This is a genomic window from Streptococcus sp. HMSC078D09 (assembly GCF_001813675.1).
GTDB lineage: Bacteria > Bacillota > Bacilli > Lactobacillales > Streptococcaceae > Streptococcus.
In genome coordinates, this window is sequence record NZ_KV813662.1 from 57,158 (window position 1) to 78,131 (window position 20,974).

General features: G+C 42.2%; 24 protein-coding genes. 21 read left to right on the forward strand and 3 right to left on the reverse strand.

What is annotated here, in order from left to right; all coding sequences use genetic code 11:
- Positions 1-40 precede the first annotated feature (40 nt).
- Positions 41-475 (forward strand): GNAT family N-acetyltransferase, encoded by a 435-nt coding sequence (locus HMPREF2926_RS03170; protein WP_070586410.1) that lies wholly within the window; start codon positions 41-43, stop codon positions 473-475.
- An 80-nt stretch (positions 476-555) separates the two neighbouring features.
- Here HMPREF2926_RS03170 and HMPREF2926_RS03175 read toward each other — a convergent pair whose 3' ends face one another.
- From HMPREF2926_RS03175 to HMPREF2926_RS03185, 3 genes are all read right to left on the reverse strand, one after another.
- Positions 556-858, reverse strand: a complete 303-nt coding sequence (locus HMPREF2926_RS03175; RefSeq protein ID WP_003012157.1) for a DUF1827 family protein — start codon at positions 856-858, stop codon at positions 556-558.
- Positions 859-925: 67 nt separating this feature from the next.
- Positions 926-1,375 (reverse strand): NUDIX hydrolase, encoded by a 450-nt coding sequence (locus HMPREF2926_RS03180; RefSeq protein ID WP_070586411.1) that lies wholly within the window; start codon positions 1,373-1,375, stop codon positions 926-928.
- 264 nt (positions 1,376-1,639) lie between these two features.
- Positions 1,640-3,898, reverse strand: coding sequence for an ATP-dependent Clp protease ATP-binding subunit (locus HMPREF2926_RS03185; protein WP_070586412.1), 2,259 nt, complete (start codon positions 3,896-3,898; stop codon positions 1,640-1,642).
- 248 nt (positions 3,899-4,146) lie between these two features.
- On the opposite strand from HMPREF2926_RS03185, the gene HMPREF2926_RS03190 reads away from it, so the two are divergent.
- From HMPREF2926_RS03190 to HMPREF2926_RS11150, 20 genes are all read left to right on the forward strand, one after another.
- Positions 4,147-4,377 (forward strand): DUF1797 family protein, encoded by a 231-nt coding sequence (locus tag HMPREF2926_RS03190; protein ID WP_003005989.1) that lies wholly within the window; start codon positions 4,147-4,149, stop codon positions 4,375-4,377.
- Positions 4,378-4,542: 165 nt separating this feature from the next.
- Positions 4,543-5,397 (forward strand): bifunctional methylenetetrahydrofolate dehydrogenase/methenyltetrahydrofolate cyclohydrolase, encoded by an 855-nt coding sequence (locus tag HMPREF2926_RS03195; protein WP_070586413.1) that lies wholly within the window; start codon positions 4,543-4,545, stop codon positions 5,395-5,397.
- Between the two features lie 13 nt (positions 5,398-5,410).
- Complete coding sequence (locus HMPREF2926_RS03200) at positions 5,411-6,184, forward strand: HAD-IIB family hydrolase (RefSeq protein ID WP_042766530.1); 774 nt, start codon at positions 5,411-5,413, stop codon at positions 6,182-6,184.
- A gap of 52 nt (positions 6,185-6,236) precedes the next feature.
- Positions 6,237-7,115: an NAD(P)H-hydrate dehydratase gene (locus tag HMPREF2926_RS03205; protein WP_070586414.1), complete on the forward strand. Its 879-nt coding sequence runs from the start codon at positions 6,237-6,239 to the stop codon at positions 7,113-7,115.
- Positions 7,116-7,141: 26 nt separating this feature from the next.
- Positions 7,142-8,137, forward strand: a complete 996-nt coding sequence (locus tag HMPREF2926_RS03210) for a LacI family DNA-binding transcriptional regulator (RefSeq protein ID WP_070586415.1) — start codon at positions 7,142-7,144, stop codon at positions 8,135-8,137.
- A 131-nt stretch (positions 8,138-8,268) separates the two neighbouring features.
- Positions 8,269-9,582, forward strand: a complete 1,314-nt coding sequence (locus HMPREF2926_RS03215; RefSeq protein ID WP_041826251.1) for an ABC transporter substrate-binding protein — start codon at positions 8,269-8,271, stop codon at positions 9,580-9,582.
- Between the two features lie 85 nt (positions 9,583-9,667).
- Entirely contained in the window at positions 9,668-10,570 is a 903-nt protein-coding gene (locus tag HMPREF2926_RS03220; RefSeq protein WP_014712989.1) for a carbohydrate ABC transporter permease, read from the forward strand.
- 1 nt (position 10,571) lies between these two features.
- On the forward strand, positions 10,572-11,417 hold the full coding sequence (locus tag HMPREF2926_RS03225) for a carbohydrate ABC transporter permease (protein ID WP_161800641.1): 846 nt from the start codon (positions 10,572-10,574) through the stop codon (positions 11,415-11,417).
- Positions 11,418-11,426: 9 nt separating this feature from the next.
- Positions 11,427-12,881: a glycoside hydrolase family 32 protein gene (locus tag HMPREF2926_RS03230; protein ID WP_070586416.1), complete on the forward strand. Its 1,455-nt coding sequence runs from the start codon at positions 11,427-11,429 to the stop codon at positions 12,879-12,881.
- A 75-nt stretch (positions 12,882-12,956) separates the two neighbouring features.
- Positions 12,957-13,136: a type 2 periplasmic-binding domain-containing protein gene (locus tag HMPREF2926_RS03235; RefSeq protein WP_070586417.1), complete on the forward strand. Its 180-nt coding sequence runs from the start codon at positions 12,957-12,959 to the stop codon at positions 13,134-13,136.
- A 169-nt stretch (positions 13,137-13,305) separates the two neighbouring features.
- Positions 13,306-14,646, forward strand: a complete 1,341-nt coding sequence (gene xseA, locus HMPREF2926_RS03240; protein WP_070586418.1) for an exodeoxyribonuclease VII large subunit — start codon at positions 13,306-13,308, stop codon at positions 14,644-14,646.
- Positions 14,624-14,836 carry an exodeoxyribonuclease VII small subunit gene (locus HMPREF2926_RS03245; RefSeq protein WP_049483917.1) on the forward strand — a complete coding sequence of 71 codons (213 nt, stop codon included), beginning with the start codon at positions 14,624-14,626 and terminating at the stop codon, positions 14,834-14,836. The genes xseA and HMPREF2926_RS03245 overlap by 23 nt, the downstream gene beginning before the upstream one ends.
- A complete protein-coding gene (locus tag HMPREF2926_RS03250; protein ID WP_070586419.1) occupies positions 14,833-15,708 on the forward strand; it encodes a polyprenyl synthetase family protein in 876 nt (291 codons plus the stop codon). Before HMPREF2926_RS03245 ends, HMPREF2926_RS03250 begins: the two co-directional genes overlap by 4 nt.
- Positions 15,701-16,519, forward strand: coding sequence for a TlyA family RNA methyltransferase (locus tag HMPREF2926_RS03255; protein WP_070586420.1), 819 nt, complete (start codon positions 15,701-15,703; stop codon positions 16,517-16,519). Before HMPREF2926_RS03250 ends, HMPREF2926_RS03255 begins: the two co-directional genes overlap by 8 nt.
- Positions 16,509-16,943, forward strand: a complete 435-nt coding sequence (locus HMPREF2926_RS03260) for an arginine repressor (RefSeq protein WP_003006022.1) — start codon at positions 16,509-16,511, stop codon at positions 16,941-16,943. Before HMPREF2926_RS03255 ends, HMPREF2926_RS03260 begins: the two co-directional genes overlap by 11 nt.
- 6 nt (positions 16,944-16,949) lie before the next feature.
- On the forward strand, positions 16,950-18,608 hold the full coding sequence (recN, locus tag HMPREF2926_RS03265; protein WP_070586421.1) for a DNA repair protein RecN: 1,659 nt from the start codon (positions 16,950-16,952) through the stop codon (positions 18,606-18,608).
- A gap of 20 nt (positions 18,609-18,628) precedes the next feature.
- The gene (locus HMPREF2926_RS03270; protein ID WP_021152788.1) at positions 18,629-19,357 is read left to right on the forward strand and encodes a metallophosphoesterase; all 729 of its coding nucleotides are present in this window, start codon (positions 18,629-18,631) and stop codon (positions 19,355-19,357) included.
- An 89-nt stretch (positions 19,358-19,446) separates the two neighbouring features.
- Positions 19,447-20,280 carry a DegV family protein gene (locus tag HMPREF2926_RS03275; protein WP_070586422.1) on the forward strand — a complete coding sequence of 278 codons (834 nt, stop codon included), beginning with the start codon at positions 19,447-19,449 and terminating at the stop codon, positions 20,278-20,280.
- Positions 20,281-20,390: 110 nt separating this feature from the next.
- On the forward strand, positions 20,391-20,666 hold the full coding sequence (locus HMPREF2926_RS03280; RefSeq protein ID WP_003006038.1) for an HU family DNA-binding protein: 276 nt from the start codon (positions 20,391-20,393) through the stop codon (positions 20,664-20,666).
- 103 nt (positions 20,667-20,769) lie between these two features.
- Entirely contained in the window at positions 20,770-20,925 is a 156-nt protein-coding gene (locus HMPREF2926_RS11150) for a hypothetical protein (RefSeq protein ID WP_004219735.1), read from the forward strand.
- The last annotated feature ends 49 nt before the right edge of the window (positions 20,926-20,974 follow it).

The following is a 20,974-nucleotide window of genomic DNA, read 5'->3' on the forward strand; positions in this document are numbered from 1 at the left end:
GGAGAGGGTCTCCTTGCGACTTTTCAATAAAGAGGAAGTTATGTGGTACCAGAAAGAATTTAAGGAACTAGAACTGAAAGAGTTTTACGAGATCGTTCAGCTGCGATTAGAGACCTTTGTCGTGGAACAAACTAGGATCTACAATGATCTCGATGATGTTGATTATCGATCTATCCACCTTTTTCATCAAAATAGGGAAGGACGTGTGGATGCCTATGCTCGCATATTCGAAACGGGGCTGACGATTCATTTTGGCCGAGTGGCTGTTGCCAAAGGCAGTCGTGGTCAAGGACTAGGAAAGGCTATGGTAGAGCAAATTTTGAACCTGTGTGAACAGAGATTTCCTGGACGGACCATTGAAATTGAGGCTCAAGAGCAGGTGGTCGGCTTGTATGAAAAGTTAGGTTTTCAAACGGTGAGCGAACCCTTTATCTTGGCTTCTACCCCTCACGTAAAAATGATCTATCAGAAATAAAGAATCCTTTCATCTCATGATTGAGGTGAAAGGATTTTTTTGGAAAAAGATACCAAATAAAAAAGTAAGGCAAATTGGCCTTACTTTGTAATTGGAAAGGAAATTTCAATTAGTTTATCGGAGTAGAGGGTTTTAATAGCGGATTGGTCAATGATTTGAAGATCAATCTTACGTTTTAAAAAGAACTCACGAATTTTTTCTACTTCAGTTTCACGAATAGCTCGGTGTTTGTTACTGATCAATAATTCATAGTGTGTTGGGGCCTGTGTAAAAACAACATCGGTATTGCCCGCGGAATAAACCTCGACAAGCAAGGCGTCAGTGCTGGCAAGTTGGCTTTTGACCAGTGCAGCATGACTATTTGTAGTATTAATGAGCTTCATATGAGTTCCTCCTAACCTCTATCTTCATTTATTATAGCACTTTTTTATTTTTTGTGAAAGAATTCCTTTATTTTTTGTGGGTATTTTTCCACTGTTCAATGCCCCATTTGTGACTACCACGTTTGAGTTTTTCAATAGCTTCATCTACAGGAAACCAAGCAAGATTGTTAAAATCTTCCAGTGGTTTTTGAGCCTCTGTATAGTCTACCACTTCATAAATATAGGCAGGATTGTAGTAGTAGGTATCGCGATGACTGGAATAGAAATACTCATCTGCTTGGCCATAGTATTGACCTAAGACAGCGGTAAAGCCTAATTCTTCTATCAGTTCCCGTTTCAGAGCTTGCAAGTGATCTTCACCTGCCTCGATTTCCCCGCCAGGCAAGAACCAGGCTCCATTAGGAGCTTGAACGAGGATGATCTGATCCTTGTCCTTATTGGGAATAACAGCGTAGACACCATAGCGATTGACGTAGGTCACATCTTGTTTTTTTTCACCAAAACTTGGAATGGTCATGGTTTTCTCTTTTCTTATTTTTTCATCATTATATCATATTTTTTAGCAAAAATCTGGAGGGAAAAAAGAAAGAGAGTGGGACAGAAATCGGTAATTCGTTAGAATTCGATTTCGTCGTCCCACCTCCGCACAGTTGAGTAGGGCTGTAAAAGCTGATGAAATCAGCGTAGTAGAGCCCACTCAACCACTGCGTCTTGCTCAACAATCCAAAAATAATTGAGAGGCTAGGACTTCTGTCCCACTCTCTGAATGTACATTTACTGATTATGATTCTGAATTCTTTTCGGCCGTCTTGTGAACAGCTTTGATGCTAATATTCCCATTGCTGGTCATGACGGCTTTGAGTTGTTTCTCACTTGGATGTTCCAGGTAATAATCGGTAATGGCATCTTCGATATGGTCTTGGATGGTACGACGGAGTGGGCGGGCCCCCATTTTTGGATCGTAACCCAGATCGACCAATTTTTCTTTGACCTTCTCTGTTACATCCAGATGAATCTCATTCTGTGCGAGACGTTGATTGACTTCATCGAGCATAAGGGTAACGATTTGGAGAAGGTTTTCTTTTGATAGAGGTTGGAATTCAATGATGCCATCAAAACGGTTCATGAATTCAGGGCTAAAGAAATTCCCGAGTTCTCCCAGTACAGAGTTGGTTCGACCTTCGCGAGCAGCTCCAAAACCAACATTGGCCTCAGCTTTGCCGGTTCCAGCATTAGAGGTCATGATGATAATGGTATCTTTAAAGCTGACGGTACGGCCTTGACCATCTGTCAAACGGCCATCATCTAAAACTTGCAAGAACATGTGCATGACATCTGGATGGGCTTTTTCCACTTCATCCAACAACACGAGGGAGTATGGATTGCGACGAACCTTTTCCGTTAGTTGTCCAGCTTCATCGTAGCCAACATAGCCCGGAGGAGCTCCGACTAGTTTCGCTACGCTATGTTTTTCCATGTATTCGCTCATATCAAAGCGGATCATATTGTCTGCAGAGCCAAAGAGCTCGATCGCCAATTGTTTAGACAATTCGGTCTTTCCGACACCGGTAGGTCCGACAAAGAGGAAGCTTCCGATCGGACGGTTAGGTGATCCTAGGCCAACACGATTGCGTCGAATGGCTTTCGCAATTTTATCCACTGCATCATCTTGACCGATCACATGGGTTTTCAAATCAGAAGCCAGATTGATCAATTGAGATTGTTCTTTTTCTTTCAAATCACCAACAGGAATATTGGTCTTTTGTTCAACGATGTGTTCAATAGTTTTTTCACTGATGACAGGGGTCTCCTGATCAGTGACATGTTGACCTTGCATTTCCTTGTATTTCGCGATTTGGTCACGGAAGTAGGCTGCTTTTTCAAAGTCTTCTTCGCGGGTTGCTTGAGCTTTGAGGTTTTCCGCTTCAATCAAGCGCTGGTCGATCACTTTTGGATCCACAAAGTTTAGGGTCAGGTTCATCTTAGACCCCGCTTCATCCAACAAATCAATGGCCTTGTCTGGCAGGAAGCGATCTTGGATGTAGCGGTTTGACAGAATAGCTGCCGCTTCGATGGCCCCGTCTGTATAGTGGACGTGGTGGTAGTCTTCGTATTTTTTCTGGATGCCCTTGAGGATGGTGATGGTTTCTTCAACCGTTGGTTCATCGACCTTAACGGGCTGCATCCGACGTTCCAAGGCCGCATCTTTTTCAATGATACGGTATTCATTGAGGGTAGTAGCCCCGACTAATTGGAGTTCTCCTCGCGCTAAGGCTGGTTTGAGGATATTTCCAGCGTCCATATTGCCCTCACCAGCTGATCCTGCGCCAACAATTTCATGGATTTCGTCGATGAACAGAATAACATCTTCGCGTTGACGAATTTCATCCATTAATTTTTGCATGCGTTCTTCGAATTGACCACGGATGCCTGTGCCCTGAACGAGGCTCACGACGTCTAGGCGGATGACTTCTTTTCCTTGCAATTTATGTGGAACGTCGCCATCAACGATTTTTTGAGCCAGGCCTTCCACAACGGCAGTCTTTCCGACACCAGGTTCTCCGATCAGAACCGGATTGTTCTTGGTTCGACGGTTGAGAATTTCGATGACACGGATAATCTCTTCGTCACGGCCAATGACAGGGTCAATATCCCCTTTGCGGGCAATTTCTGTGACATTGATGCCGAACTCTTCTAACAGCCCTTTTGGCTTTTGAGGGCGTGCTTGACGAGGGTCTTGACCACCACCACGGTTATTGTTTTGGCCGTAGCCGCCACCTCCATAACTGCCTCCGGATTGAGTTGGAGGGGTTTGAGGTTCTTGCGGACTTTGGAAGTTTCCAAGGTTATTGAAGAAATCTTCAAAAGGATCTCCAGTGAGTTGGCTCCGTTGGGTCATGCCCTTCAAGAAGCTGTTATTTGGGTCTGTTTTCATAATTTTATAGCAATTTTGACAGAGGTCTACTTGCTGCTGACGTCCATTTACATTTGTATATAAATGGATGGTTGATTCATTTATTTTACAATTTTGACAAAGCATATACATACCTCACAGTAGGTTTTTGATGGTTTTCCATCAAGAGACGAGCCTATTTTCAAAAGGTCAAAAATAGTCAAAGATTTATAGTTTCATTATATCAGTATTCTAGAAGTTTGCAAGAATTTGCTACGGAATGTCGCTAAGGAGTGAAGAAGAGAGTAAATCAATGGAAAAATGTGAATTTTTATTGGAAGAGCTTTCTCTTTTATGATAAAATAGGAGAGTAGAAAGTAAAGAGGAGAAATAAAATGGAATCACATTTAGTACGGATTATTAACCGTTTGGAGACGATGACAAAAGACGGTGGAAACTTGAAACGTAATTTTGAACGTGACGGTGTTGTTGTCGCTGAAGTAGCCTACAACCACAATGAAGAAGAAGGTTCAACCTTTACACTTCGTGATGTTGAAGCGCGTGAAACCTATACATTTGATAGCATTGATTTAATTGCAATGGAAATTTATGAATTGCTTTACTAAGCAGCTGTGTGGATGAGTTTGGGGTGGTCTCAAGCTCATTTTTTGTCCATCTGGCTATAGTTTTCGTCTATAAGAAATTCTAATTAGGAACAGTTAGGTTTGAGAGTTGAAATCTGCTATAATAGAGAGGACTATTTTCATTACTTGACTAGAAAGAGAATTGACATGACGACAATCATTGATGGGAAGGCGCTCGCTACAAAATTACAGGGTGAGATTGCGAAGAAAACAGCACGATTAAAAGAAGAGACAGGAGTTGTGCCTGGCCTCGTTGTCATCGTGGTAGGAGATAATCCAGCTAGCAAAATCTATGTAAGAAATAAAGAGCGTTCTGCTATTGCGGCAGGCTTTCGGAGTGAAGTGAGACGACTTCCTGAAAGCATCAGCCAAGCTGAATTATTAGAAGTGATCGAACACTACAATCAAGATCCCCTTTGGCATGGGATTTTAGTGCAGTTGCCACTGCCTAAGCATATCGATGCGGATGCAGTCCTTTTAGCCATTGATCCGACAAAAGATGTGGATGGCTTTCATCCATTGAATATGGGACGTTTGTGGGCTGGAAATCCCCTCATGGTGCCTTCAACTCCCGCTGGGATCATGGAGATGTTCAAAGAGTACGGGATTGATCTAGAAGGGAAGCGAGCAGTCGTAATTGGTCGTTCCAATATTGTTGGAAAACCAATGGCGCAGTTGCTCCTTGCTAAAAATGCGACAGTAACCTTGACCCATTCCCGGACCCATCATCTGCCTAAAATTGCTAGAAGAGCAGATATCTTGGTTGTTGCGATCGGTCGTGCGAAATTTGTAACAGCAGACTTCGTGAAAGAAGGCGCCGTCGTTATTGACGTCGGAATGAATCGCGATGAGAATGGCAAATTGTGTGGGGATGTCGATTTTGACTCTGTTGCACCTTTGGCCAGTCATATTACCCCGGTACCAGGAGGGGTTGGTCCTATGACCGTCACCATGCTGATGGAGCAGACCTACGAAGCAGCTGTTCGTGCCTTAAAAAAATGAAAGTGTGAACAAGATGAAGTTTGTATTTGATTTAGATGGAACCCTGTCATTCGATGGTGTCACAATCGATGATGAAATCAAACAGGTCTTATTGAGAGCAGAAGAATTTGGCCATGAAGTTGCCTTTGCTTCTGCACGTTCTTACCGGGACTGCTTGGGTCTTTTAGGGGATCCATTGAGTCAGCAACTCGTGATTGGTTTAAATGGTGGATTGGCCTATCGTCAGGGGCAATTGGTATATGAGGAACAATTGGACAAGGATGTGTATCGGGAAGTCCTTGGCTTTTGCCGCCATTACAATCTACCATTTTTTGTGGATGATACCTTTGATTATAGCGGACAGATTTTGGAAAAGATTCCTTTTGTTGCTAATGTAGATCCCCTCAAGAAAGCCCAATATCGTTCATTAGAGGAGCTGACAGATCCGATTAAGGTCGTGATCTATATGGGTGGCCATGAGGAGCTCGTGGATGAGATTATCGAGCGGATCGAAAAGACAGATAAGGCCCATATCCGCTATCATGCGCATGAAAAATGCATCTATCTCAATCCAGCAGACACGCATAAAGCGATAACAGTAGAAGAACTCTGCGGAGAGAATTTCGTGGCTTTTGGCAATGATCAAAATGATATCGAGCTCTTTGAAAAAGCTCTTTATGCAGTTCAAATTGGTGATTTTCCAGCCCTTCAGCCTTATGCGGATGATCAATTGGTAGCCAAACAAAATCAACCACAAGCTGTGGCTGCTAAGATCTTGCAAGTCTTTGCAGAATTCAGAGGAAAATAAAAGATGGAGGGGGAGTCGTGGCTTCTCCTTTTTCGCTAGAAATGAGGAAGGTATGAGAACAGTTCAGAAAGAAGAGATCCAGCGTGTCATTGCAAGGCGAGAGGCGAATTCTTATAAGGGCGATTTTGGTCGCCTGCTCTTGATTGGGGGGACTTACCCCTATGGGGGAGCTATTATTATGGCGGCGCTTGCTGCGGTTCATAGTGGTGCGGGGCTGGTTACTGTCGCAACAAATCCTGATAATCTGACGGCTCTTCATAGCCATCTTCCTGAAGCCATGGGCTTTGATTTGGCAGATCACGAACTCCTTTGTGAGCAAATTCAAAAAGCCGGTGTGATTCTAGTCGGTCCAGGCTTAAAGGAAGCAAGAGAAAACCAAGCAATCTTGCACATGATTTTTGAACAAGTCTCTAGCCAGCAGGTCTTGATCTTAGATGGAGGAGCTATTAGTCTTTTTGCAGCCTCTCAGTTTGACCTGCCAGAGGCTCAGTTGGTCTTTACCCCTCATCAAAAAGAATGGGAAAAACTGTCAGGGCTTGATCTAGCAAGCCAGACTGAAGATAGAAGCCGAGAAGCGGTTCAAAGTTTTCCTAAAGGAACTGTCATTGTAGAAAAAGGCCCCCACACCCGCATTTGGACAAGTGGGCAAGAAGAGGGCTATCAGCTAGATGTTGGTGGTCCCTATCAGGCAACAGGGGGCATGGGGGATACCTTGGCAGGGATGATCGCAGGGTTTGCGGGTCAATTTCCACAGGTCAGTCTCTATGAGCGCGTGGCGGTTGCGACCTATCTACATTCAGCCATTGCAGAAGACTTGAGCAAGGAGGCCTATGTGGTTCTACCGACGACCATCAGCCAAGAAATCCCCAAATGGATGAAGAAGTGGAGTGACAATTCAAACGAAAATGTTGAAAATGAAACGTTTTCATGATAGTATGGATGAAAGGAGGTGAGAAAATGAATGAGCAAAAAAAATCGATTACGATGAAAGATGTTGCAGCAGAAGCTGGGGTTAGTGTTGGGACCGTTTCTCGTGTCATCAATAACGAAAAAGGCATTAAAGAGGTGACATTAAAAAAAGTTCAACAAGCGATTGAAAAACTTTCTTATGTGCCAGATGAATATGCGAGAGGATTAAAAACGAATCGTAGTAATATTATCGCTTTACTTATTCCAACCATTTGGCATCCATTCTTTTCTGAGTTTGCATATCATGTAGAAAAGGAATTGTTGAAAAATCAATGTAAATTATTGATTTGTAATGCAGATAAAGATGCTCAAAACGAGATAGAGTACATAAAATTACTTGAAAAAAATAAGGTAGATGGGATCATTGGGATCACCTATTCAGATATCGATAAGTATATCTCCTCTAATTTACCTTTTGTTAGTATTGACCGTCATTTTTCTGAAAATGTCTATTACGTAACCTCTGAAAATTATCATGGTGGTCAACTGGCTTGCCGAGAGTTAGTCAAACGAGGTTGCCAAAATTTAGCTTACATTAGTGGTGTGAACAAACATTTGAATGAAACAACGGAACGCGGAAGGGGGTTTAAAGATGAAGCTAAACGGCAAAATACAAAAATCTGTAGTCTTGAAATGCCAGAACCGTTAGATCAAGCAGAAAGACAAATTAAGTCTTTTTTCGAAGCTCATCCTCAGATTGATGGGATTTTTACAGTAAATGATTTTATGGCTCTACGTGTTATAAAAGTTTTGACGGAGATGGCAAAAACTCCTCTAGAGGACTATCAAATTATTGGTTTTGATGGCTTAAGACCTGCTTTTGATCAACCGTACTTACTTTCGACCATTGTTCAAGAAATAGCTCAGATGGCCCAAGCGGCAGTAGATTTATTACTCAAATTGATTCGACAAGAAAAAATAGAAAAGAATGTGATTAGTTTGCCCGTACATTTCTTTGAAGGGAACACTACAAAAAAATTATAAAAAGTGCTTGACAAATTATGAAAGCGCTGTTATAATTTAGCTATAAAATGAAACGTTTCAAAAAACTCAACTATTTTAGCTTGAGTTAAAAATATAACCAAAAAATGAAACGTTTCAAAAAGGAGGACGCTATGCGTAAAGGTATTAAGTTATCTGTAGTTGCAGCACTATCATTAGGATTGCTTGCAGGATGTGGTGGGGGATCAAAATCCAAAACTGCAAGTTCTTCAAATGAGATTAAAGTCTGGGTTCAGTTCTCAGATGAAACAGCTGAGGGAAAAGCTTGGCAACAAGTTGTTGATAATTTCAACAAATCAAAGAAAACGAAATATAAGGTTGTGACAGAATTTATTCCACGTAGCGGTAGTGGTGGTGGATATGAAGATAAGGTTAACGCCGCTGTTACGACAAATAGTTTACCAGATGTCATTACACTAGATGGTCCTAATACTGCAGCCTATGCAAAATCAAAAGTGATTGCTCCTTTGGATGATTATCTAAAAGACGATAATATGGATGATGTACTGGACAGTATTAAACAACAGGGAACTTATGATGGTAAATTTTATGCATTTGGTTATTCAGAATCCAATGTAGGTGTTTACTATAATAAGAAAATGTTTAAGGAAGCAGGGATTGATGAAGCTAGTTTGCCAACCCTAGAAAAACCATGGACATGGTCTGAGTTTAATGCCATTGCTAAGAAATTAAAAGATCATTTTAACAAACCAGCAATTGATTTCCGTTTGAATTCAAACGATGAGATGTTGCCATATGCTTACATGCCTCTTATTTGGTCAAATGGTGGATCTGTTGTGAATTCTAAAGGAACAAAAGCGGAAGGCTACTTCAATAGCAAAGAAAGTGTTGAAGCTGTTCAATTTATTCAAGATCTTGTGAAGGATGGATATACGACAGTTAGTCCTGTTGAAAAAGGTTTTGAAACCGGTGAATATCCTATGGTTCTGAGCGGTTCTTGGACGATTGCAGACCTACAAACAAATTACAAAGATATTGATTTTGGTATTCTTCCTTATCCAGTTTCAGATAAAACGAAGAAATTGGTATCACCTTCAGGTAGTTGGCAATTAGCCGTTACAACAAAATCTGATAAAAAAGAAGCAGCCGCTGAATTTGTTAAGTTTGCTACAAATACTGAATCTAGTGAAATTCTAAGCTTAGGTAACAGTGTTCTTCCAATCAGAAAATCAACAATTAAAAATATTAAGGACAAAGTATCTGAGCCAATGCGTTTCTTGATGGAACAAAATGCTAAAACAGCTCATGCTCGTCCAGTTGTAGTAGCTTATCCACAAGTTTCACGCGCTTTCCAACAAGCAATGCAAGATATCAGCTATTATAAAGATAATCCAGATGTACAAAAAGTATTAGATGCTCGTGCGAAAGAAATGCAAACAGCAATCGACCAATCTTTAAATAAATAGTTGACATTCAAAAAGGTGGAAGGTAAGTTATGGAATGTACCTTCCACCTTATTTTATTTAATAGTTTCATCTTAGGAGACGAACAATGAGCGAAAAAAATAAAGTCGAAACAAAAAAGAAAGAACGCCTTAAAGAAAATATTATGGGCTATAGCTTTTTAGCTCCAGCTTTAATATTGCTTTTCATCTTTTTAGTGATACCTGTTGGTATGGTGATCTATTATGCCTTTACAGATTATTACCTATTAACGCCTGAGGATAGAAAATTTGTAGGATTACAAAATTTCATGCGCTTAGCACAAGATCCAATCTTTATAAAAAGCTTCTTGAATACCTTGAAATTTGTAGTTTGGATTATTCCAGTGCAACTTGGTGCGGCTCTCGGGATGGCCTTAATTGTTAATAAGAAACGTAAAGGAAATATGTTCTTTAAGGTAGCATTTTTTGCTCCTGTTGTGATGTCTCTTGTCGTTATCTCTATCCTCTGGTTATACTTGTTAAATCCAAATAATGGTTTGCTCAATGCTCTACTGAATAAAATTGGTATTTCTTCACAACCATTCTTGACAAGTCCAAAACAAGCCATGTATGCCATTGTATTTGTTTCTGCATGGCAAGGTGCAGGTTATCAAATGTTGTTATTCCTTGGAGGAATGCAAAATATTCCACAAGATATTTATGAGGCGGCAGAGTTGGATGGATTTTCAAAATGGGCTCAATTTAGATATATCACGATGCCTTTATTGAAACCAACTGCCTTGTTTGTACTCTTGACGACATTGATTTCAGCATTTAAATTGATTGTGCAACCAATGGTCATGACTCAAGGTGGTCCATTGAACTCAACAATCACTATGGTATATTACATTTATCAACAAGGTTTCACTGACCGTCTTGTTGGTTACTCAAGTTCGATTGCCTTAGTATTTACAACATTGATTGGTATGATTAGTCTTGTACAACGGCGAGTTTTGAAGGAGGATGATTAGGATGAAACGTTTAAAACCGACTACTATTTTAGAATATGTTTTATTAATTCTATTAGCAGGCCTCTTTCTATTTCCTATGATCTGGATGGTGGTTTCAGCAATGAAGCCAGAAGCAGATGTGTATAAGAATTTAACAAGTTGGAAAGCTTTCTTACCTAGTTTTAATCCAGCTGATTGGTTTAAACCTTACCAAGAAGTTCTTGCCCGTTTTAGTATTCTAACATATCTAGGGAACAGTATTTTTTATGCAGGAACATTTGCACTTGGGTCTATTATAGTAAACGCCTTAGCGGGATTTGCATTTGCAAAAATTAATTTTACAGGTAAAAAAATTCTGTTTGGCTTTTTATTGGCCTTGTTAATCATTCCGATGGAAACAGTGTTGATTCCTCAATTTACAATTATTAATTCACTTGGCTTAGTCAATAATCGTTTAGCGGTTATTATCCCTGGATTAGCTAGTGTCTTTAATATTTATCTTTTCCGAAACTTCTTTATTGCCATTCCAGAAGAAATTATCGAATCTGCAAAAATAGATGGCGCAAGTATCTTACGGATCTTTTTCAAGATTATGTTGCCGATGTCGAAACCGGCAGTCGCAACAGTAGGTGTTCTTTCCTTTATTTCTAGTTGGAATGATTATATCTGGCCGTTGATGGTTTTAACCGATTCGTCAAAATTTTCAATGCAGGTGGCGATTACAACCATTAATACAACTCAACCAGTTTATATCAATCAAGTAATGGCTGTTTTGACAATTTCTACAATTCCACTTATTCTAGTATATATCGTAGCACAAAAATATATTATTCAAGGTCTAGGTGGATCTGGTACAGGTATTAAGTAGGTGATCAGTATGAAGGAAAGCATTCGGAAAGCAAATCAGTATATCGATGAAAACAGGGAGAGGGTTAACCAGCAATATAGAGGAGCATTTCATTTGCTACCTCCAATCGGTTGGATGAACGATCCAAATGGCTTTGTTTATTTCCGTGGGGAATATCATTTGTTTTACCAATTCTATCCCTATGATAGTGTTTGGGGGCCCATGCATTGGGGGCATGCCAAATCAAAAGATCTTCTCCATTGGGAAGAACTGCCAGTAGCATTAGCGCCAAGTGAAAGCTATGATAAGGATGGTTGTTTCTCGGGTAGTGCTATTGTGAAAGATGACAAGCTCTATTTGCTTTATACTGGTCATGTAGACGATGAGGAAAAGCGGGAAGAGACTCAGTGTCTTGCGGTGTCAACAGATGGCATTACCTTTGAAAAGTTGCCTACTAATCCAGTGATCCATGCTCAACATATTGAGGGGATCGCAGATATTGCAGATTTTCGTGATCCTAAAGTATTTGAATATCAAGGAAGATATTATGCTGTCGTTGCTTCTAAGACACCAGATGACAGAGGTCAAATTCTCCTATTTGTATCAAGTAATCTAGTAGATTGGGACTTTACATCAGTCCTTCTAGAAGGTGAAAAAGGGCAAGGGATTATGTGGGAGTGTCCTGATTTCTTCCCTTTAGATGGCAAATGGGTCTTGATCCTGTCTCCCATTGAAATGGAAAGGCAGCAAGAAAAATACTGGAATTTAAATTCGACGGTTGCCTTTATCGGTGACATGAATTGGGAAACGGGGCACTTTCGTGTCGATTCCTATGATGAAATGGATGGTGGTTTGGATTTCTATGCCCCTCAAACTTGTCAAGGACCAAATGGCGAACGATTCATGGTTGCCTGGATGCAAATGTGGCACCGGTCTATCCCCAGTCATGATTTAGCTCATGGGTGGGCAGGTAGTATGACTCTTCCAAGAAAATTGTCCTTGAAAGACGGACGATTGGTTCAGGAGTTACCTGAGTCAGTGAACGAACACTTTCTTGTAGAGCATGCCTCAGAAACCATTGTTAAGGGCAATCAGATCACGATTCCAGCTAGAGGGAAACAAACCTTGTTTGAGCTAGATACCAAACGGGGTTGCTCCTTTATCTTAGGTTATGGTGATGAAACTGATCCTGATAGTGTCTTGCAATTGATTTACGACGCCTCTCAAAAACGCTTTAGCTTAAGTCGAGACCAATTTGGGCACCCCATTTCTGGAAAAGAAAATCCAGCATTTCAATCGAGATGGATTCAGTTGGATACTGAAAAGGATCATCATTTTTCGATCATTCGCGATACCAACTCCATCGAAGTATTCGTGGATGGCAAAACTCTCTCGATGACTTTTTATGAAACGACTGAGAATCCCGTCTATACTCTCACGGCAGATGAAGGGGTCGATTGGGTCGTAAAAACCTATCAAAAATAGAAAATCAATAGCCTCCTAAAGAAGAAAAAGACAAGTCCTGTGACTTGTCTTTTTGTTGTATCCTAAATAGGATTTGTGTTCATCGAAGAAAATTTGGGAATTGGTCTCATGACCGATCTGACTCTCTTTCCAGAATATCCAAATCTTGTCAAAATTCCTCTGGTTGAAGAGGAAAAAACAGTCTTCTATATTAGTTATGCCTATCCAAATGAAGGGGACCCCAAGCGCTTCTTAGCTCCTTTATTGAACGGTTAGAGAAGTGTGAAAAATAAAGAAGCTGGTGTCAAACAGACAAATAGAAAGTGTCTTGAATAAAATGAGGCATGTAGAGAAAGGAAATTCATGATTTCGCTTTGTCTGCCAGCCTTTTTTGGTGTTTTTTGGTATAATTAAACTTGATCATATTCTGCAGAAAGGAGTTCCTATGTCCAACTATTTATCCGTATCAAGTTTGACCAAATATTTGAAATTAAAATTTGATAAGGATCCCTATTTGGAAAGGGTTTATCTGACAGGGCAGGTCTCCAATTTCCGAAAACGTCCCAACCACCAGTATTTTTCATTAAAGGATGAAAAAGCGGTTATTCAGGCGACGGTCTGGGCTGGGGTTTATCGAAGCTTTGGTTTTGAGCTAGAAGAAGGCATGAAGATCAATGTCATCGGTCGCATTCAGCTCTATGAGCCAAGTGGGAGTTATTCCATTGTCATTGAAAAGGCTGAACCAGATGGGGTAGGGGCCTTGGCCATCCAATTTGAGCAACTCAAGAAAAAGTTGACCGAAGAAGGGCTCTTTCAGGACCGGTGGAAGCAAGCTCTGCCACAATTTCCAAGAAAGATCGGGGTCATCACCAGTCAAAGTGGGGCCGTGATTCGCGATATTATCACAACGGTGAGCCGACGCTTCCCTGGTGTTGAGATTGTGCTCTACCCGACCAAGGTTCAGGGTGAAGGTGCATCTAGTGAGGTGGTTGCTAATATTCAAAGGGCTAACCAACGGGATGATTTGGATGTCTTGATTATCGGTCGTGGGGGTGGATCGATTGAAGATCTCTGGGCCTTTAATGAAGAAGCAGTGGTGCGAGCCATTTTTGAATCGCGGATTCCGATTATCTCCAGTGTTGGACATGAGACAGATACGACTCTAGCCGATTTTGTAGCCGACCGACGAGCTGCTACTCCGACAGCCGCTGCTGAATTGGCTACTCCGGTGACCAAATTGGATCTCTTGTCCCATTTACAAAAGCAGGAGAACCGTATGGCGACAGCGATGTCCAATCGTTTGGCCTATAATCGTGAACGCTTGGCCAAATTAAGTCAATCGGTTATTTTTAGACAGCCTGAAAGACTCTATGATGGCTACCTGCAAAAGATTGACCAGTTGCAATTGCGATTGAAACAAGGGATGCGCGATGCATATGGACAAGGGGTCAATCAGCTGCAAGGTCTGCGTCATCGCTTAGAAGCCATGTCTCCTTTGCATCGCATCGAGCGCTACCAGGACCGCCTGCTCCAAGATAAGAGAATCTTAACCAACCGAATGGAACAAGTCCTTAAAGAGCAAAAGATCAAGGTGCAAGGCTTATCAGAAGCTCTCTTGATGCTCGATACCAGTCGGATTATTGCGCGTGGCTATGCCATGGTTAAGGAAGGAGATCAGGTCATAGATTCCGTTGCGAAAGTAACAGAAGGGGACCCGCTATCCCTCATCATGAGAGATGGCCAGTTAGAAGTAGAGGTAAAACATGTCGAAAGAAAAAAAATTTGAAGAAAACTTAGCAGATTTGGAAGCTATCGTCCAAAAATTGGAGAGTGGTGATGTGGCTCTAGAAGAAGCTATTACAGAATTCCAAAAAGGAATGAAGTTGTCAAAAGAATTGCAAGAGACCTTGGATCAAGCAGAGAAAACCTTGGTCAAGGTCATGCAAGCAGATGGTACTGAAGCGGATCTAGCATGAGACAAGAAGAAAAACGAAATAGAGTAGAGCAAGCGGTTCGCTCTTTTTATGAGGAGAAAGCCGTTGCCCCCCATTTAGTGGAGTCGGTCCTTTATTCAATTCAGGCAGGTGGAAAACGCCTGCGCCCCTTGCTCCTTCTAGAATTGTTAGAGGCCTTTGGACTGGAATTGACGGAGGCTCACTTTCAAGTAGCAGGGGCTTTAGAGATGATCCATACAGGAAGCCTTATTCACGATGATCTGCCTGCCATGGACAATGACGATTACCGTCGGGGGCAATTGACCAATCATAAGAAATTCGGAGAAGACCTGGCGATTTTAGCAGGGGATGCGCTTTTTCTCGATCCCTTTGGGATGATAGCTGCGAGTGCCCTTCCTGATGCGGTCAAGGTCTCTTTGATCCTTGAATTGTCGGATGCATCCGGAAGTCGTGGAATGGTAGCTGGCCAAGTCCTTGATATGGAAGGGGAGCACAAACAGCTCACGTTAGCAGAATTGCAGACCATCCATGCCAATAAGACAGGACGCCTCCTTGCCTATCCTTTCATCGCAGCTGGTTTGATTTTAGAGTTGCAAGCAGACATTGCTCAGCTCTTAGAAAAAATCGGGAAAAAATTAGGCCTGGCTTTTCAAGTGCGGGATGATATTTTGGATTTGGTAGCTGATTTTGAAGCTTTGGGGAAGACTCCTCAAAAGGACTTAGTAGCTGAAAAATCGACCTATCCAGCCCTGTTGGGATTGGAAGAATCAAAAGCTTTGCTGACAAGCGAATTAGATGCTTGCGAGGACTTGTTGGATCAGATTACAGCTGCTTGCGACTTTGATCCACAAGCGATCAAGAAATTAATAGAAGGATTACGAATAGATGGCTAAGGAAAGAGTGGATGTATTAGCCTATAAACAAGGACTATTTGATACCCGCGAACAAGCTAAAAGAGGGGTGATGGCAGGTCTTGTCGTTGCCGTTATCAATGGTGAGCGCTTTGATAAACCGGGTGAAAAAATTGATGAAGCAACCGAGTTGAAATTAAAAGGTGAAAAGCTCAAATATGTCAGCCGGGGCGGTCTTAAATTAGAAAAAGCCTTGAACCACTTCGGTTTATCTGTAGAGGGTAAAATTGCGATTGATATCGGGGCTTCTACAGGTGGCTTTACAGATGTCATGCTGCAAAATGGAGCCAGCCAGGTCTTTTCGGTGGATGTCGGGACCAATCAGTTGGCCTGGAAATTGCGCAATGATCCTCGGGTGGTCTCGATGGAGCAGTTCAATTTCCGCTATGCCGAGCCAGATGATTTTGAAGCGACACCGAGCTTTGCGAGTATCGATGTCAGCTTTATTTCCTTGGACTTGATTCTGCCAGCCCTTCACCGGATTTTGGCAGATAATGGACAAGTCGTGGCCTTGGTGAAACCTCAGTTTGAGGCAGGACGCGAACAGATCGGGAAAAATGGGATCATTAAGGATCCTAAGATTCATTTAGCCGTTCTTGAAAAGGTCGCTGCATTTGCAGGGACACATGGCTTTGCGGTAATGGGAGTGGCTTATTCCCCTATCCAAGGAGGCCATGGCAACATCGAATTTTTGATGTATCTAGAAAAAAAAGAAGAGAAAACAAAGCCGACTACAGAGCAGCTGGAGGCTGTTGTGGAGCTGGCACACAAGGAATTTAAACATGAAGAGTAAGAATATCAGATTAGAAAAAATTCGTCGCTTTATACGTGATCATGAGGTGGGGACCCAAGAAGAGATCGTCGAACATTTGAAAGAAGAAGGCATCTCAGCAACCCAAGCGACAGTATCACGGGATATCAAAGAATTGGGCATCGTAAAACGCCCTCTGAAAGACATGACCTATGTCTATGAATTGCCACGTAAGCACCACCAAGGGATTGGGATGATTGAAAGCAATATCTTGTCTCATCGTCGCATGGGAGAATATGTCAATTTCACCATGGTTCCAGGGACAGCTCCTTTAGTTAAACGTCGCTTGCGGGAGATTTATAAGGAGCATATCTTTAGTATTGTTGCAGATGATGACACGATCTTACTGATCGCCTATTCAGCTCCAGAAGCAGAGAACATCCTCAAATCAATTTTTGGGTGGTAAGAGCCTATGCTATTAGAAATTTCGATTAAGAACTTTGCCATTATCGAAGAGATTTCCTTAAATTTCGAAAAGGGAATGTCGGTACTGACAGGGGAAACAGGTGCAGGGAAATCCATCATCATCGATGCCATGAACATGATGCTGGGAAGCCGCGCAACGACGGACGTCATTCGACATGGAGCCCCAAAAGCGGAAATCGAAGGGCTCTTCACCATTGAGAGCAATCGCCACTTGACGGCTCTCTTTGAAGAACAAGGACTAGAGTGGACCGATGAATTGATCATTCGCCGAGAAATCTTGCAAAATGGACGAAGTGTCAGCCGGATCAATGGTCAGATGGTGAATTTATCTGTCTTAAAGGCAGTCGGTCAACATTTGGTGGATATCCATGGCCAGCATGATCAGGAAGAACTCATGCGGCCTCAATTGCATATCGCTATGCTGGATGAATTTGGAGACACAGCCTTTTTCCAAACTAAAGATGCTTATCGTCAGACCTTCGAAGACTACAAATGCCTGCGCAAACAAGTGGTGGAACTCCAGCGCAACCAGCAGGAAAACAAGGCCCGTATTGAGATGTTGGAGTTTCAAATTGCAGAGATTGAGGCAGCTGCCTTGGAAGTGGATGAGGACCTGCGTCTGGAGCAAGAACGCCAACGCCTGCTCAATCACAAGATGATTGCAGATACCTTAACCAATGCCTATACCATGCTGGATGCAGAAGAGTTTTCGAGTCTAGCCAATGTTCGCTCAGCCATGAATGATCTGGAAAGTATTGAAGAATATGATCCCAGCTACAAAGAGCTCTCAAGCCAGTTATCTGAAACCTTCTATGCCCTTGAGGATATTACCAAGCGCTTAGAAGATGTGGTCGATGGTCTGGAGTTTGATGGTAATCGCCTCATGCAGGTGGAATCGCGTTTGGATTTGATCCACTCCATCACGCGCAAGTATGGTGGCCAAGTCAAGGACGTCTTGGAATACCTGGCGCAAATCACCAAAGAATATAGCCTCCTCACCGGAAGTGACCTCTCATCTGAGGACTTGGAAAAAGAACTCAAACGTTTGGAAAAGAGTTTGGTCACCTTGGCTCAAGATTTGAGTGATCAGCGGCATACTTTGGCCCAAGCCTTGGAAAATGAAATCCAGCAAGAATTGGCAGATCTCTACATGGACAAGGCGCGTTTTCAAGTGCGTTTTAGCAAGGCTAAGTTTAATCGTGAGGGAAATGAAGCTGTCGAATTTTACATTTCGACCAACCCAGGTGAGGACTTTAAACCTCTTGTCAAGGTAGCATCCGGCGGAGAATTGTCACGCTTGATGTTGGCCATTAAGTCTGCTTTTTCTCGAAAAGAAGGAAAAACCAGTATCGTCTTTGACGAGGTGGATACAGGAGTCTCTGGGCGCGTGGCCCAAGCCATCGCAGCGAAAATTCATAAGATTGGTCAAAATGGCCAAGTGCTTGCCATTTCTCACCTGCCTCAAGTCATCGCTGCAGCAGATTATCAATTCTATATTGAGAAAATCAGTGATGAACACTCAACTGTATCTACTGTGCGTTTGCTCAATAGAGAAGAACGAATCGAAGAAATTGCCAAGATGCTGGCAGGAGAAGATCTAACGGAAGCTGCCCGTCAACAAGCAGAGCAACTTCTCAAGCGTTAAGAGAAAGAAGGTTTGAAACAATGTCAACATACTTTGTAGTCGGAGATATTCACGGAAAAGCACAAATGCTAGAAGAGCTCATGACAGAGTGGGATGGAAAAGCTCAATTGGTCTTTTTAGGGGATCTGATAGATCGAGGCGAAAACAGCAAACGATCAATTGAAATCGTAAAGGACTACGTAGACCATCACGGAGCTGTTTGCCTTTCCGGAAATCACGAGTACATGTTTTTAGCCTGGTTGGACAATCCAGAAGAGCGTTATGACCACTACCGAAGAAATGGTGGCGATACGACCATCAACTCTCTGTTAGGCCGGCCGCTCGATGCTCCTGTAGATGGCATTGCAGATGCGCAAGCAGTAGAAAATGCCGTTCCTGACTTGGTGGCCTTCATCCGTAGTTTGCCTTTTGACTACGAGACAGAGACCTATTATTTTGTCCACGCTGGTGTGGATCTAACCCTTGAAAATTGGCGAGAAACCAGTGATTACCAAAAGGTCTGGATCCGAAAACCATTCCATGAAGCGGAGAATCATACAGGCAAATGGATCGTCTTTGGACATACACCAGTCTATGGACTGCTCAATGAGCCAGTCGGCACCGAAAATCTTTGGATTTCAGATCAGAAGATGGGTGTCGATGGGGGCGCTGTCTTTGGTGGAGTCCTCCATGGATTGCTCTTGGATGATCAAGGCATTGTCCATGACCATGTCCTTCATAATACAGGTTTTTCTGCTGCAGACGACTGAGGAGGCAGGAATGGATATCTTTCACTGCAAAACCCCGTGTTTTTTGATATAATGAAAGCAGAACATTCTTAGGAAGAGTATAGAAATATATGGCAAATATTAAAATAGTTACAGACTCATCTATTACAATTGAGCCTGAAGTGGTTGAAGAATATGGCATTACCATTGTGCCACTTTCTGTTATGGTGGATGGAGTCCTTTATTCCGACAGTGAGTTGGGCGAAGGGGACTTCTTGCGCTTAATGCAGTCTAGCAAAAATCTTCCAAAGACCAGCCAACCACCCGTTGGAGTCTTTGCGGAGGTGTATGAAAAGTTAGCAGCAGACGGAGCTCATATCGTTTCAATTCATATGTCTCATGCCTTGTCAGGAACCGTAGAGGCGGCTCGTCAAGGAGCAACCTTATCAGGGGCAGAAGTAACTGTGATTGATAGTGGCTTTACAGACCAAGCCATGAAGTTTCAAGTGGTTGAGGCAACTAAGTTGGCTAAAGAAGGAGCAGATCTAGACACCGTTTTAGGTCGTATTGAAGAAGTCAAAGAAAAGACAGAGTTGTATATCGGCGTATCTACCTTGGAAAATCTAGTTAAAGGTGGTCGGATTGGCCGTGTCACCGGACTTTTGAGCTCGCTTCTTAACATCCGTGTGGTGATGCAAATGAAGGACCATCAGTTGGAACCAATCGTCAAAGGACGTGGAAACAAGACCTTTAAGAAATGGTTGGATGAATTGGTAGAGAATCTTTCCCATAGTAAGGTGGCTGAGATCGGGATTTCTTACGCAGGGACACCAGAGTGGGCCAATGAAATGAAGGCTCAGTTGCAATCGTTCGTTGAAAATGCGATCCCAGTTCTCGAAACTGGATCGATTATTCAAACCCATACAGGTGAGAATGCATTTGCAGTTTTGGTGCGCTACGAATAAGCTGAATAAATGTTTGAAAAAACAGGTTTAGTACTTGACCTAAAGGCTTTTTTTAGATATTATAGTACTGTTAAGGCGTAAAGCCTAAAAAAATTTGGAGGATTTGTTAAATGGCTAACAAACAAGATTTGATCGCAAAAGTGGCAGAAGCTACAGAATTGACTAAAAAAGATTCAGCAGCAGCTGTTGATGCTGTATTCGCAGCAGTTTCAGAATACCTTTCAAAAGGTGAAAAAGTTCAATTGATCGGTTTCGGTAACTTCGAAGTTCGTGAACGTGCAGCTCGTAAAGGTCGCAACCCACAAACTGGTAAAGAAATCAAAATCGCAGCTTCTAAAGTTCCAGCATTCAAAGCTGGTAAAGCTCTTAAAGAAGCAGTTAAATAATTGCATTTTGAAAAGCCATCCTAGATTTCTAGGATGGTTTTTTTGTTGGACAGCTCTATAGGATAAGGGTATAATAGGAAAAAAGAAGGAGAGAGAAAAGACCATGCGATTCATTTTAGGCCTCTTTGCCTTGTTGTTTATCCGACCTATTTTGTATCTATTGAAAGGGCTGTGGTTCGTACTGGAATTTTGCTTTATGATCCTCGTGGTCAAAATGATCCTAGGAACCGTGCGCTGGATGACCAGTTGGATCGGTTGAGAGTAGATGAATCTATTTCAGGCTCGTGAATCAATGTCCCCAGGACATA